General features: G+C 72.9%; 13 protein-coding genes. 6 read left to right on the top strand and 7 right to left on the bottom strand.

Annotation, left to right across the window (positions count from 1 at the left end):
• Positions 1-8 precede the first annotated feature (8 nt).
• Together ACFWEE_RS21740 and ACFWEE_RS21735 are read right to left on the bottom strand one after the other, a co-directional pair.
• Entirely contained in the window at positions 9-1,103 is a 1,095-nt protein-coding gene (locus tag ACFWEE_RS21740; RefSeq protein WP_386891303.1) for an aminotransferase class V-fold PLP-dependent enzyme, read from the bottom strand.
• Between the two features lie 282 nt (positions 1,104-1,385).
• Positions 1,386-2,117, bottom strand: a complete 732-nt coding sequence (locus ACFWEE_RS21735) for a DsbA family oxidoreductase (protein WP_386891301.1) — start codon at positions 2,115-2,117, stop codon at positions 1,386-1,388.
• A 248-nt stretch (positions 2,118-2,365) separates the two neighbouring features.
• On the opposite strand from ACFWEE_RS21735, the gene ACFWEE_RS21730 reads away from it, so the two are divergent.
• The gene (locus ACFWEE_RS21730) at positions 2,366-3,049 is read left to right on the top strand and encodes a 2-phosphosulfolactate phosphatase (protein ID WP_386891299.1); all 684 of its coding nucleotides are present in this window, start codon (positions 2,366-2,368) and stop codon (positions 3,047-3,049) included.
• Positions 3,050-3,072: 23 nt separating this feature from the next.
• Here ACFWEE_RS21730 and ACFWEE_RS21725 read toward each other — a convergent pair whose 3' ends face one another.
• A complete protein-coding gene (locus ACFWEE_RS21725; protein WP_386891297.1) occupies positions 3,073-3,558 on the bottom strand; it encodes a GNAT family N-acetyltransferase in 486 nt (161 codons plus the stop codon).
• Between the two features lie 197 nt (positions 3,559-3,755).
• Between ACFWEE_RS21725 and ACFWEE_RS21720 the strand changes: the two genes are divergently transcribed.
• Positions 3,756-4,292, top strand: a complete 537-nt coding sequence (locus tag ACFWEE_RS21720; RefSeq protein ID WP_386891295.1) for an AAA family ATPase — start codon at positions 3,756-3,758, stop codon at positions 4,290-4,292.
• Between the two features lie 37 nt (positions 4,293-4,329).
• Here the strand turns inward: ACFWEE_RS21720 and ACFWEE_RS21715 are convergent, their stop codons facing one another.
• The 3 genes from ACFWEE_RS21715 to ACFWEE_RS21705 form a co-directional block, all read right to left on the bottom strand.
• Positions 4,330-4,890, bottom strand: a complete 561-nt coding sequence (locus ACFWEE_RS21715) for a DinB family protein (RefSeq protein ID WP_386891294.1) — start codon at positions 4,888-4,890, stop codon at positions 4,330-4,332.
• A gap of 161 nt (positions 4,891-5,051) precedes the next feature.
• A complete protein-coding gene (locus tag ACFWEE_RS21710; RefSeq protein WP_386891292.1) occupies positions 5,052-5,663 on the bottom strand; it encodes a DUF1349 domain-containing protein in 612 nt (203 codons plus the stop codon).
• Between the two features lie 5 nt (positions 5,664-5,668).
• Positions 5,669-7,180 (bottom strand): aldehyde dehydrogenase (NADP(+)), encoded by a 1,512-nt coding sequence (locus ACFWEE_RS21705; RefSeq protein ID WP_386891290.1) that lies wholly within the window; start codon positions 7,178-7,180, stop codon positions 5,669-5,671.
• Between the two features lie 179 nt (positions 7,181-7,359).
• Between ACFWEE_RS21705 and ACFWEE_RS21700 the strand changes: the two genes are divergently transcribed.
• On the top strand, positions 7,360-8,130 hold the full coding sequence (locus ACFWEE_RS21700; RefSeq protein ID WP_327175073.1) for an IclR family transcriptional regulator: 771 nt from the start codon (positions 7,360-7,362) through the stop codon (positions 8,128-8,130).
• A gap of 100 nt (positions 8,131-8,230) precedes the next feature.
• Positions 8,231-9,682, top strand: a complete 1,452-nt coding sequence (locus tag ACFWEE_RS21695) for a peptidoglycan D,D-transpeptidase FtsI family protein (RefSeq protein WP_386891289.1) — start codon at positions 8,231-8,233, stop codon at positions 9,680-9,682.
• A 75-nt stretch (positions 9,683-9,757) separates the two neighbouring features.
• Here the strand turns inward: ACFWEE_RS21695 and ACFWEE_RS21690 are convergent, their stop codons facing one another.
• Positions 9,758-11,266, bottom strand: coding sequence for an NCS2 family permease (locus tag ACFWEE_RS21690; protein ID WP_386891287.1), 1,509 nt, complete (start codon positions 11,264-11,266; stop codon positions 9,758-9,760).
• Between the two features lie 232 nt (positions 11,267-11,498).
• Here ACFWEE_RS21690 and ACFWEE_RS21685 point away from each other — a divergent pair, with 232 nt between their 5' ends.
• Both ACFWEE_RS21685 and ACFWEE_RS21680 read left to right on the top strand, forming a co-directional pair.
• Positions 11,499-12,074, top strand: coding sequence for a SigE family RNA polymerase sigma factor (locus ACFWEE_RS21685; protein ID WP_386891286.1), 576 nt, complete (start codon positions 11,499-11,501; stop codon positions 12,072-12,074).
• Entirely contained in the window at positions 12,074-12,799 is a 726-nt protein-coding gene (locus ACFWEE_RS21680) for a hypothetical protein (RefSeq protein WP_386891284.1), read from the top strand. The genes ACFWEE_RS21685 and ACFWEE_RS21680 overlap by 1 nt, the downstream gene beginning before the upstream one ends.
• The last annotated feature ends 48 nt before the right edge of the window (positions 12,800-12,847 follow it).

Genomic DNA, 12,847 nt, shown 5'->3' with positions numbered 1-12,847 from the left:
GCCCGCCGTCAGCCGAGCACGTCGAGCGCCCGGTCCACGTCGGCCTCGGTGTTGTAGAGGTGGAAGGCGGCCCGCAGGTTGCCCGCGCGGTCGGAGACGGTGATGCCGGCCGCACTCAACTCCGCCTGGCGCTTGCCGAGTCCGGGGGCCGCCACGATCGCCGACTCCCCCGGCACGGTGGGGTGCCCGAGGCGCCCCAGCCCCGTGCGGAAGCGCGCGGCGAGCCCGGTGGCGTGCGTGTACAGGGCGTCGGTGCCGATCTCCGCCAGCAGGGCGAGCGAGCGTTCCGCCCCGTAGTAGGAGAGGAAGGCGGGCGCCGAGTCGAACCTCCGGGCGGAGCCGGCGAGCCGGTCGATGGGCCCGTAGGTGCTGTTCTCCGTGTCCTCGGCCGCGACCCACCCCACGAAGACCGGCTTCAGCGACTCCTGCGCCTCTTCGGTCACCGTGAGGAACGAGGCGCCGCGCGGGCAGAGCAGGAACTTGAACCCGCCGGTCACCGTGTAGTCGAACTCTCCCGCGTCCACCGCCAGCCAGCCCGCCGACTGCGTCGTGTCGAGCAGCACCCGGGCCCCGTGCGCGGTGGCCGCGGCCCGTACGGCGGCGAGATCGGCGACCCGGCCGTCCGAGGACTGCACCGCGGAGAGCGCGACCAGTGCCGTGGTGGGCCGTACCGCCCCGGCCAGCTCCGCGAGCGGGGCGTACGACACCCGCAGGTCCCTCCGGTGCGCGAAGGGGGCGACCACCGAGCTGAACTCACCCTCCGGGCAGAGCACTTCGGCGTAGGCGGGCAGCGAGGCCGCGATCAGCCCGACGTGCACCGCGACCGAGGTGCCGACGGCGACCCGGTCGGCTCCGACACCGGCCAGCCCGGCGAACCCGGCCCGCGCGGCGTCCACCACCGCGAACTCCCCGGTGCCCACGGGCCCGCCCTCGGCGCAGGCCCGCGCCAGGTCGGTGACGGCGGCGACGGTACGGCGGGGCAGCAGGCCGGCGAAGGCGGTGTTGAGGTAGGTGGTGGCGGGAGCGAACTCCTCGGCTGCGGCCCGTGCCAGCGCGGTGGCTCCGCCCGTTCCGGTGGTCTCGCTCAGCGGCGTGGTCTCCATGCGCTCCAGCCTGGGACGCCCCGGCCACCGCGTCAATGAGGCAAGGGCGGCTCGCCGGGGCGACCGGGCGGCACGACAGGCCCGCCAGGCCGGACGAACCGCTCCGACCCGGTGGCCCTGGCCCGGGTCACGTCCGGCAGTCGTACTGTTCGGTGAGGCTGTCGATGCCCTCCACGACGGCAGAATGCGCGCGTCTCGCCGTGGGACCGACTGAGCCCGATGCGAAGGCGGGACGGGCGGACCGGGTCCACCCGCCCCGACGTGTTCGGCGCCGACCGGCCGTCAGGCGGTCGCCTCGCCCCGCTGCGGGACCTCGCAGGCGCCGTCGGCGTCGCAGGCGGCGGCGTCGTCCCCGAGCGGGGTGAGGGCGGTCACCTCGCGGTCCTTCCACGCCTGCTCCAGCGCCTGGGCGAACACCTCGGAGGGCTGGCCGCCGGAGATGCCGTAGCGCCGGTCGAGGACGAAGAACGGGACGGCGTTGGCGCCGAGTTCGGAAGCCTCGCGCTCGTCGGCGCGTACGTCGTCGGCGTACGCGGTCGGGTCCGCGAGCACCGCACGGGCCTCGGCCTCGTCGAGACCGGCCTCGACGGCGAGGTCGACCAAGACCGCGTCGTCGTAGACGGAACGCTCCTCGGCGAAGTTGGCCCGGTAGGCGAGGGTCAGCAGCTCGTCCTGGCGCCCGCGCGCCTTGGCGAGGTGGAGCAGCCGGTGGATGTCGAAGGTGCTGCCGTGGTCGCGGCCCTCGCTGCGGTACCCGAGCCCCTCGGCCTGCGCGTTCGCGGCGACGTTTCCCTCCATCGCGAGGACCTCCTCGCGGGTGCGGCCGTACTTCAGCGCGAGCATGTCCACGACCAGCGCGATGTCGTCCTTGGCGCGCCCCGGGTCCAGCTCGAAGGAGCGGTGCACCACCTCGACCTGGTCGCGGTGGGCGAAGCCCGCCAGCCCCTTCTCGAAGCGGGCCTTCCCGATGTAGCACCAGGGGCAGGCGATGTCGCTCCAGATCTCGACGCGCATTCTCTCTTCTCTCCAGCTCTTCCCGTGACGGGAGCTCTGCCCCGGCGGGAGCTCTTCCCCGGACGGGCTCGGTGACGCGCGCGGAGAGCCCTCCGCGCCAGGGGGAACAACACCGTCGTCCCCACCCGGATTCCCGCCGGGCACCGCGTCACGGTCCGGATCGCGGTCCTGCGGTTCCTCGTCACCCCCTGGTGTGAGACGCGCCACTCTCCGGGCGACCGGGGCCGGGCTCCCACGATCATGACCGCATGGACGCCTCCTTTCTCGGAATCGATGAGCTGACCGACACCCCGCCCGTGGCGGTCGTGGTCGACGTGATGCGCGCCTTCACGGTGGCCGCGTGGGCCTTCGCCCGGGGAGCCGAGAAGATCGTGCTCTCCGGGTCGCTGGAAGAGTCCCTGGCGCTCAAGGCCCGCCACCCGGAGTGGGTGACGCTGAAGGACGGCCCGCCCGCGCCCGGGTTCGACGCCGTCAACTCGCCGGGGCTGCTGCGCTCGGTCGATCTCGGCGGGCGGACCGTGGTGCAGAAGACCACGGCGGGTACGGTCGGCGCGCTCGCGGTCAAGGACGCATCCCTGGTGCTGTGCGCGAGCTTCGTGGTGGCGGAGGCGACGGCCGAGGTCCTGCGGACCGGCGGGAGCGGCAGCGTCACGTTCGTCGTCACCGGCGAGGACGGAAGGGCCGACGAGGATCTCGCGTGCGCGCAGTACATCGCGGGGCGGGCCAACGGGGACAGGAAGGACGCCGACGCGTTTCTCCGTCGCGGGGAGATGTCCCTCGCCGCCACCGAGCTGAGGGAGGGGGTGCGCGAGGGGGTCCACCCCGACGACGTGGAGCTCTGTCTCGAACTCGACCGTTTCCCCTTCGCCATGGTGGCGGCCCTGGAGGGCTCGCTCATGGTCCTGCGCCCGCACGCGGTGCCCGGGATCTGAGCGCTCGGTGCGGGACGGTGGTTTCAGCCGTCGCCGAGAACGAGCCGGAGCACCATGTGGGTGCCGTCGCGCGGGGTGTCGGGGTCGGCGGTCCAGCCGTGGTGGGCGTAGAAGGCCTGCGCGCGGGTGTTGGGGGCGAACACCTCCAGGCGCGCGGTGCGGACACCGGTCCGCCGCCAGGCCTCGGTGCACGCGGTGTGGAGGGCGGTGCCCACGCCCGTACGCCACTGCGAGGGGTCCACGTGCAACTGGGTGAGGGTGGTGCCGCCGTCGCGTACGGCGTGGCAGGCGACGCCCACCAGGGCGCCGCCGCGTTCCGCGCAGAGGACGGTGGCGTGTTCGGCGTCCACGGCGCGCGCCCAGCCCGCGGCGGACCGGCCGACCTCCTCGGGGCCCGCGTACTCCTCGGGGGCGAGGTGCCCGCGGTAGTAGGTGGCGCGGGCCTCGGTGTGCAGGCGGACGATCGCGTCCAGGTCGGCGGGGGCGGCGGTGCGGATGAGGAGGGACATGCCTGAGGGGACGCGGGGCGCGCGGGACCGGTTCCACGCGGGGCGCGTACCGGCGTGCGCTACGGGCGCGCGAGACCCGTCGTACCGGCGTGCGCTACGGATGCGCGACACCACGTCGTACCGGCGTGCGCTACGGGCGCGCGACACCGCGTCGTACCACCGTGTGCCCGGAAACCCGCGTCCGTAGAGTCCCGTGGATGAGAACCGGCACCGCCCAGACCCGTCTCGTCGTGCTGCGCGGGAACTCCGCCTCCGGGAAGTCGGCCGTCGCGGCCGGGGTACGGGAGCGGTTCGGCCGGGGGGTGGCGCTGGTGGGCCAGGACAACCTGCGGCGGACCGTGCTGCGGGAGCGCGACCGGCCCGGGGCGGCGAACATCGGCCTGATCGACGCGGTCGCCCGGTACGCCCTCGACGCCGGGTTCCACGTCGTGCTGGAGGGCATCCTGTACGCCGACCACTACGGCGGGATGCTCGCCCGGCTGCGGGCGGACCACCGCGGTCCGACGCACGGGTACTACCTGGACGTGCCGTTCGAGGAGACGCTGCAAAGGCACGCCACCAAGCCGATCGCCGAGGTGGTCGGGGCGGACGACCTGCGCTCCTGGTACCGCCCGCTCGACCTGCTGCCGGGCGGTACGGAGACCGTCGTCGGCGCTTCGAGCGCGCTGGCGGACACGGTGGACCGGGTGCTGCGGGAGACGGGGCTGGACCGGCTCCCGGCGGTGGACCGCTGAGGGATCGCCGGTCCGGCGGGCGCGTGCGGCTGCGGGTTCACTGCCCCACGCGTCCGTCGACGCACTCGCGCAGCAGGTCGGCGTGGCCGCAGTGGCGGGCGTACTCCTCGATGCGGTGCACCAGCAGCTCCCGGACCACGACGCCCTCCTTCCCGATCCGCGCACCCGGGTCAGGGTGTCCGGCCAACGCCGCGTCGGTCGCCGCCTGTTCGCGTGCGAGGTCGGCGTACGCGCCGTCCACCGCGGACTGTTCGGCGACGGCTCCGTCGAAGTCGCCGTCGCGGACCCCGTAGAGCTTCGGCAGCGGGTCGCCGTCGGTGATCCAGTTGCGCCAGTCGCGTTCGACCTCGGCGAGGTGGCGCACCAGGCCGAGCAGCGACATCGTGGACGGCGGAACGGCCCGGCGCGCCAGCTGCTCCGGGTCGAGCCCTTCGCACTTCATGGTAAGGGTGAGGCGGTAGTTGCGCAGGTACTCCTGGAGGGTGGGGAGTTCACCGTCCGGGCCGTTCCCGTCGTTCTCGCGCGGGTCCTTGTCGGGGTCGGTCCACATGTCGGGGTGGACGGCGGCCTGGGTCCAGCGTTCGGGCTGCTCGGTCATGGGCCGCATGATCGGCCACCGGGCTGCGCCGTGCCAGCGAATTTCCGCCGGAGGATCCGCCACTCCGGGCCGGGCTCGGGGAAGTTCACGTGCGGGGCCGGCCCCTGCCCGCCGGACGGAGGCGGTGGGCAGGGGCCGGGGTGCGGGTGGGCGGGCGGCGGTCAGCTGCCGTCCCGCAGGTCGGCAAGGCCCTCCGCGCGGAAGGCGATCTCGTCGAAGGACACCTCGCAGCCGTCGCCGACGGGCGCCTGGACGAGGAAGCCGACCTGCGCGGAGGCCGTGCCCTCCGGGTCGCCGAGGGCGAAGACCCGGACGAAGGTCCAGGTGACGCCGTCCGGCGAGGCGTGGAAGGCGAAGGCGCCGCCGTTGCGGGTGAGGCGCAGCCAGAAGGTGTCGCCGTCCACGGTGAAGGAGTTGACGTCGTCGGAGACGCCCCGGGTGACCACCGTGCAGATGGTGGGGACGGCGGGCGAGAGTTCCAGGCAGATCTTCGCCCAGTCGTGGTGCCCGACGTGCAGGTAGAGGACCCCGGCGTCGTAGGCGCCGGCGAAGCCGACCTTGACCCGGGCGAGCAGCTGGAAGTCGCCCGCGGGCGCGGTGCCCAGCAGGCGCGGCGCGTCGCTCGCCGATTCGAGGGAGTCGCCGCCGGGCGGTACGAAGCGGTCCTGCCGGGCGCCCGCGCGGCCGGTCAGTACGCCGTCCTCGTAGGTCCACTTGCCCTCGGGGCCGAACGGCTCCAGCTCGAAGGGGAGTTCGGGAAGTCTCAGGGTCATGGCCGTCATCCGTTCACCCGGCGGGGCAGGCCCAGCGGGTTGTCGTCGCGAAGCTCGGGCGGGAGGAGGGCCTCGGGGGTCGACTGGTACGTCACCGGGCGCAGCCAGCGTTCGATGGCGGTGGCGCCGACCGAGGTCGAGGTGGAGGTGGTGGACGGGTACGGGCCACCGTGGTGCTGGGCCGGGGCGACGGCGACGCCGGTGGGCCAGCCGTTGACGAGCACGCGCCCGGCGAGCGGGGTGAGGGAGGCGAGGAGTCCGGCGGCGGCGCCCCCCTCCTCCTCGGTGGAGATGTGCAGGGTGGCGGTGAGGTTGCCGGGGAGGCGGCCGAGCACGGCGGCGACCTCGTCCTCGGAGGCGTACCGGGCGACGACGGTGACCGGGCCGAAGCACTCCTCCAGGAGCGCTTCGTGGGGGCCGTCCTCGGCGAGGCGGGCGGCCGGGACGGTGAGGAAGCCGGGGGCGACGGCGTGTTCGCCGCCGTCGCCCGGGGTGACGGGCGCCGCCACGTCGGGGAGGGCGGCCCGGTCGCGTACTCCGGCGATGAAGGCGTCGCGCATCCGGTGGTCGAGCATGACGGCGGGGACGGTGTCGCCGACGGTCGCGGTGAGGGTCTTCACCAGTGCGTCGCCGCTCTCGCCCTCGGGGACCAGGACCAGGCCGGGCTTGGTGCAGAACTGCCCGACGCCCATGCTCATGGAGGAGCCGAGTCCGCTGCCGATCTGCTCGCCGCGCTCGGCCGCCGCGGCCTCGGTGACGACGACGGGGTTGAGGGAGCCGAGCTCGCCGTGGAAGGGGATGGGGGCGGGGCGGGCCGCCGCCGCGTCGAAGAGGGCGCGTCCGCCGCGGATCGAGCCGGTGAAGCCGGCCGCGGAGATCAGCGGGTGGCGGACGAGTTCGACGCCGGCCTCGAAGCCGTGCACCAGCTGGACGACGTCCTCGGGCAGGCCGTGGGCGGCGGCGGCGCGGCGGAGCAGGGAGGCGCTCAGTTCGGAGGTGGCCGGGTGGTCGGGGTGGGACTTGACGACGACCGGGCAGCCGGCGGCCAGTGCGCTCGCGGTGTCGCCGCCGGGGACGGAGAAGGCGAACGGGAAGTTGCTGGCCGCGTAGACGGCGACGACGCCGAGCGGGATCTTCCAGCGGCGCAGGTCGGGCCAGGGCGGGGTGCGGCCGGCGTCCTCGTGGTCGATGTGGATGTCGAGGAAGGCACCCTCGTCGACGACCTCGGCGAAGGCCCGCAACTGTGCTGCGGTGCGGGCGAGTTCACCGGTCAGCCGGGGCGCTCCGAGCGCGGTCTCGGCGTCGGCGGTCGCGACGGCGGCCTCCTCGGCCCCGGCGAGCAGGTCGGCCGCGGTGCGCAGGAAGGCGGCGCGTACGGTGCGGTCGGCGAGGGCGTCGCGGACGGCGTGCGCCGCCCGCACCACGCGGTCGACCTCCTCCGCGCTAGCCTCCACCGCAACCTGCTCGCGCGGGTTCCCGGTGCGGGGGTCGACGCTCCAGACTGGTGCTGCTGCCACCGTTTTCCCTTCCGTACTGTCTGCCACACGCCAGGAAGTTGTTCGGTATTCTGAACAGCGTTCCTCATCGTGAATGTCCTGGAACTCTATTTCCGGGCGTTCCGCGTTGGCAAGAAGTCACAGGCAAGAAGTCACAGCGAAGTCACGGGATTTCGACGTAAGTGGAAGGGGCGAGGGCGATGTCGGCTGCCGAGTCTGGTGGGGCGCAGGTCAAGTCCGCGGTACGGACGGTGGAGCTCCTCGAATACTTCGCGGGGCGCCCCGGGATGCACTCCCTCGCCGCCGTGCAGGAGGCGGTGGGCTACCCCAAGTCCAGTCTCTACATGCTGCTGCGCACCCTCGTCGAGCTCGGCTGGGTGGAGACCGACGCCACCGGCACCCGGTACGGCATCGGGGTGCGCGCCCTGCTGGTCGGCACCTCGTACATCGACGGCGACGAGGTGGTGGCGGCGGCCCGCCCCACGCTCGACCGGCTCTCCGACGACACCACGGAGACCATCCACCTGGCCAGGCTCGACGGTACCAACGTGGTCTACCTCGCGACCAGGCAGTCCCAGCACTACCTGCGCCCCTTCACCCGCGTCGGCCGCCGGCTGCCCGCCCACTCCACCTCGCTGGGCAAGGCGCTGCTGGCCACCCACAGCGACGAGCAGGTGCGCAAGATGCTCCCCGAGACGCTCCCGGCACTGACCGAGCACACCCTGACCGACCGCGAGCAGCTCATCGAGGAGCTGCACACCATCCGCGAGCAGGGGTACGCGGTGGACCGCGAGGAGAACACCCTGGGGCTGCGCTGCTTCGGCGTGGCGATCCCGTACCGGACGCCCTCGCGCGACGCCATCAGCTGCTCGGTGCCGGTCGCCCGGCTCACCCCCGCCCACGAGCAGACGGTGAAGGACGCCCTCTTCGACGCCCGCGACCGGCTGACGCTGGCGACCCGCCGCCTCTGACGGGGCGCATCCCCGGAACACCGGCCGGGCCGTCTGAGAAACCGGTGAGAAGCGGCACGACCGGGAACATCCGCCGCTCCCCCGTTCGTCCCACACCGGGATGAACAAGACGATCAGGCGTACTTCGGTCTTCTGCCTGCTCCTGGTGCTCGCGCTGCTGGCGCGGGCGAGCTGGGTGCAGGTGTACGACGCGAAGGCACTCGCGGACAACGGCAACAACCGGCGGAACACCATCGCGCGGTACGCGCAGCCGCTCGGTGACATCATCGTGGCCGGTTCCCCGGTCACCGGATCGCAGAGGACGGAGAGCGGAGATCTCGCGTACAAGCGCACCTACGAGAACGGCGCGCTCTACGCGGCCGTCACCGGCTACGGCTCGCAGGCGTACGGCTCCACCCAGCTGGAGGGCATCTACGGCTCGGTGCTCGACGGCACGGACGACCGGCTGAAGGACCCCGCCGGCGTGATCACCGGCGAGCGGGCCGAGCCCGGCGACGTGGTGACGACGATCGACCCGGACGTGCAGAAGGCCGCGTACGAGGCGCTCGGCGACGACAAGGGGGCGGCGGTCGCGATGGACCCGAAGACCGGCCGCATCCTCGGCATGGTCTCCACCCCGTCGTACGACCCGTCGACGATCAGCGGGACCACGGACCAGGACGCCTGGCAGAAGCTGCTGGACGACCCCGACAAGTCGCTGGTCAACCGCGCGCTGCGGCAGCCACTGGCGCCGGGTTCGACGTTCAAGCTGGTGGTGGCGTCGGCCGCGCTGGAGAACGGCCTGTACGACTCCGTGGACCAGGCCACCGACAGCCCCGACCCCTACACCCTGCCCGGCACCACGACCGTGCTGCGCAACGAGAGCGCCTCCGCGCCCTGCGAGAACGCCACCTTGCGCACGGCGCTCCAGTACTCCTGCAACAACGTCTTCGCCAAGGTGGCGGCCGACCTCGGCCAGGAGAAGCTGCGGGCGATGGCGGAGAAGTTCGGGTTCGACGTGGAGAAGCTCGACGTGCCGGTGCGTGCCTCGGCGAGCGTGTACCCGAAGGAGATGGACAGCGCGCAGACCGCGCTCACCGGCATCGGCCAGTTCGAGGTCACGGCCACCCCCATGCAGATGGCGATGGTCTCCGCGGCGCTCGCGGACGGCGGTGAGCTGGCCGCCCCGCACATGGTCTCCTCGGTGACCGACGGCAAGGGCACGACGCTCCAGGAGTACCCGGACGGCGACACCGAGCGCGTGGTGTCAAAGCGGACCGCCGCCCAGTTGCGCAGCGCGATGGTGACGGTGGTCGAGGACGGTACGGGCACCAACGCGCGGATCGACGGCGCCGAGGTGGGCGGCAAGACGGGTACGGCCCAGAACGGCGTGGACAACGGGAACACCCCGTACGCCTGGTTCACCGCGTACGCCAAGGACGACGCCTCCGGCAAGGAGGTGGCGGTCGCCGTCGTCGTGGAGGACTCGGGGGCGGCCCGCTCCGAGGTCAGCGGCAACGGCCTGGCGGCGCCCGTCGCGCAGAAGATGATGAAGGCGGCGCTCGCGCGGTGACGCCCCGCGGTGTCGGTCCGGCTCCCCCGCGGAGGGAGCCGGACCACGCGGGTCAGCCGTCCTCGCGTCCGGGCCTCACTTCACGCCGAGCAGTTGCTCGACCGGGTCGATCGCGAAGTACACCACGAACAGGGCGGAGGTGGCCCAGAGCAGCCAGTGGACCTCCCGTGCCTTGCCGAGCGCCGCCTTGATCACGACGAAGGCGAGGAAGCCCGCGCCGATGCCGTTGGTGATGGAGTAGGTGAACGGCATGACGGCGATCGTCAGGAACGCCGGGATGGCGATCTCGTAGCTCTCCCACTCGATGTGGCGGACCTGCGCCATCAGCAGGAAACCGACCGCGATGAGCGCCGGGGCCGCGGCCTGGGCCGGGACGACGGTGGCCAGCGGGGTCAGGAAGAGCGCGACGGCGAAGAGGGCGCCGGTGACCAGGGAGGCGAAACCGGTGCGGGCGCCCTCGCCGACGCCCGCCGCCGACTCGATGTAGGCGGTGTTGGAGGAGGCCGAGGCGGCTCCGCCGACGGCGGCGGCGGCTCCGTCGATGAGGAGGACGCGGCCGATGTTCGGGACGTCGCCCTTCTCGTCGAGCAGCCCGGCCTCCTGGGAGACGCCGACGACCGTGCCCATGGTGTCGAAGAAGTCGCTGAGGATCAGGGTGAAGATCAGCAGGACGATGGTGACCACGCCGACCTGCTGGAAGGCGCCGAAGAGGCTGAAGGAGCCGACGAGACCGAAGTCGGGTGCGGCGACGAGGTCTTCGGGGACCTCGGGGACGGTCAGGCCCCAGGCGGTCGGCGCGATGTCGGCGACCGAGTTGACGACGACGGCCAGCACGGTGCTGACCACGATGCTGATGAGGATGGCGCCCTTCACCTTGCGGGCCATCAGGGCGACGGTGAGCAGGACACCGACGCAGAAGACCAGCACCGGCCAGCCGGTGAGGTGGCCGACCGAGCCGAGCTGTACGGGGGTCGAGCCGGTCTCGCCGGGGATACGGGTGACGAACCCGGCGTCGACGAAGCCGATGAACGCGATGAAGAGCCCGATGCCGACGCTGATGGCCTGCTTGAGGGCGGGCGGGATCGCGCGCATCACGGCTTCGCGCAGGCCGGTGACGACCAGGACGCAGATGATGAGCCCTTCGAGGACGACCAGGCCCATCGCGTCGGGCCAGCTCATCAGCGGGGCGATCTGGAACGCGACGACCGCGTTGAGGCCGAGTCCGGCGGCTATCGCGAGCGGGAGGTTGCCGCCGAGCCCCATGATCGCGGTCATCACGGCGGCCACCAGCGCGGTGACGGTGACGAGTTGGGGCGTGGAGAGGTGGGCGCCGAACTTGTCCTCGGCCGAGCCGAGGATGATCGGGTTGAGGACCAGGATGTACGCCATCGTGAAGAAGGTCGCGAAGCCGCCGCGCACCTCGCGGGCGAGGCTCGATCCGCGCGCGGTGATCGCGAAGTAGCGGTCCAGCGCGTTCCGGGGCGCCGCGGCCGGGCCGGTGGCCGGCGTGGTCTCCGCTGCCGCCGGCGCTTGGGGTGCTTCGGGGGCCGCTGGTGCCTGTGGTGCTTCCGGTGTGTCCGGCATGGCGCTCCTCGGGGTGTGAGTGGTCTGCGGGGTGAGTGACGACATGTTCCCCCGTGGAAAGGGGGTTCAGGTTTTCGCCGTGTTACGCCTTACTTGGAGTGACACCCGCTTCACAGCGCTTCCGAGGCGCGCTGGTACGCTCTCGCACCGCTCGCACCCCTGGGTGCCGTTGAGGGAACGTACACAGCCACGCGGTTCGCGTACAGGGATTCGAGAGCAGGGAGAGGTACCCGTGGGCACTGTGGTCGACGCTGCCGCTGCCGCCGAGTTCCATCAGTTCTTCGAGGCGCACTACGCCGAACTGGCTCGTCTCGCACACCTGTTGACAGGCGAGGCGGATGCGGCCGATGATCTGGCCGCCGACGCTCTGATGGCCCTCTGGCACCGCTGGGACCGGATGAGGGAGGCCGATCATCCCGTCGCGTACGCGCGCGGGGTCGTCGCCAACCTGGCGCGGACCCGGATTCGGGGCGCGGTGCGCGAGCGCCGCCGGATCGCGCTGTTCTGGGCACCGCGCGCCGGGTCCGGCGACGGGTTCGCCGTCGACGACCCCGACGTCACCACCGTGGTGGACGTGCAAGAGGCCCTGCGTAAGCTGCCGTTCAGGAAACGGGCCTGCGTCGTGCTGCGGCACGCGTTCGACCTGTCCGAGCGGGACACGTCGTTGGTCCTCGGGATATCGGTCGGTACGGTCAAGAGCCAGACCTCCCGGGGCTTGGCGGAGTTGCAGCGGCTGCTCGGCCCCGAGGCGGGTCCGGCTCCGGCGCGGGTGGCCGTGGCGGGGCAGCCCGGCGGAGGAAGGCATTGATGGACGAGGAGCTGCGGGAGCGTCTTCGCGGTGCGGCGCTGGAGCACCGCCCGGACCGCGAACGGATGTGGGCGCGGATCGAGCGCGGGATGAGTCAGGACCCGCCGCCCGGACGCGTGGCACGCCCGCCGCGCGCGCCGATGCCGAGGCTGCGGATCGCGGCAGCGGCGGCGGCGGTCTGCGGGGTCCTCGTGGCGGTCCCGCTCGCCGTCGCGTGGACGGCCCGCGACGGTGGCTCCGGGCAGCCGGTGGCAGCCGCACCGAGCCGTACGGCGAAGGCGACGGCGCCGGCGCCCGCCCTCTCCGGGGAGCGCGGCGCCCAGCTCCCGGCGGCCAACGGCCCGGTGTCCACCCGCGGCATGGTGGACCCCGGGTCGAACGCGTACTGGGCGCAGAGCGACGTGCTGGTGACCGCGTCCCGGCCGCTCACCTCCCTCACGGTGGAGCTGCGGGTCGCGCTGACCGGCGGGGTGACCAAGACGGACGCGTGGACGTCCGGCCACAAGGAGGACTACACGCTCTCGATCGGCGAGGAGGGCGGCTTCCTCGTGTTCCGCTGGACCCTGCGGCCGGGCCGTACCGTCCCGGCGGCCACCCTCACCTTCGCGGGGCAGTACAACCACGCGGAGGGCGAACGGGACGCGAGCGGCGACGACTTCACGGTGCGCAGCACCTTCGACACCGGCATCTCGGCGAGCGGCGGGGTGTTCTCGCCCGACGGCTGAGCAGGGCCCGCTCCGGTCCCAGGGCCCGGCCCGAGACCGGGCCGGGCC

It is taken from the genome of Streptomyces sp. NPDC060184 (genome assembly GCF_042728795.1).
GTDB lineage: Bacteria > Actinomycetota > Actinomycetes > Streptomycetales > Streptomycetaceae > Streptomyces.
This window is presented reverse-complemented; position numbering and strand designations above follow the sequence as displayed.

Bases quoted from the DNA above. Each gene is read 5' to 3' on its own strand.
- ACFWEE_RS21740 (WP_386891303.1), bottom strand. From the start codon at position 1,103: ATGGAGACCACGCCGCTGAGCGAGACCACCGGAACGGGCGGAGCCACC.
- ACFWEE_RS21735 (WP_386891301.1), bottom strand. From the start codon at position 2,117: ATGCGCGTCGAGATCTGGAGCGACATCGCCTGCCCCTGGTGCTACATC.
- ACFWEE_RS21730 (WP_386891299.1), top strand. From the start codon at position 2,366: ATGGACGCCTCCTTTCTCGGAATCGATGAGCTGACCGACACCCCGCCC.
- ACFWEE_RS21725 (WP_386891297.1), bottom strand. From the start codon at position 3,558: ATGTCCCTCCTCATCCGCACCGCCGCCCCCGCCGACCTGGACGCGATC.
- ACFWEE_RS21720 (WP_386891295.1), top strand. From the start codon at position 3,756: ATGAGAACCGGCACCGCCCAGACCCGTCTCGTCGTGCTGCGCGGGAAC.
- ACFWEE_RS21715 (WP_386891294.1), bottom strand. From the start codon at position 4,890: ATGACCGAGCAGCCCGAACGCTGGACCCAGGCCGCCGTCCACCCCGAC.
- ACFWEE_RS21710 (WP_386891292.1), bottom strand. From the start codon at position 5,663: ATGACCCTGAGACTTCCCGAACTCCCCTTCGAGCTGGAGCCGTTCGGC.
- ACFWEE_RS21700 (WP_327175073.1), top strand. From the start codon at position 7,360: ATGTCGGCTGCCGAGTCTGGTGGGGCGCAGGTCAAGTCCGCGGTACGG.
- ACFWEE_RS21695 (WP_386891289.1), top strand. From the start codon at position 8,231: ATGAACAAGACGATCAGGCGTACTTCGGTCTTCTGCCTGCTCCTGGTG.
- ACFWEE_RS21690 (WP_386891287.1), bottom strand. From the start codon at position 11,266: ATGCCGGACACACCGGAAGCACCACAGGCACCAGCGGCCCCCGAAGCA.
- ACFWEE_RS21680 (WP_386891284.1), top strand. From the start codon at position 12,074: ATGGACGAGGAGCTGCGGGAGCGTCTTCGCGGTGCGGCGCTGGAGCAC.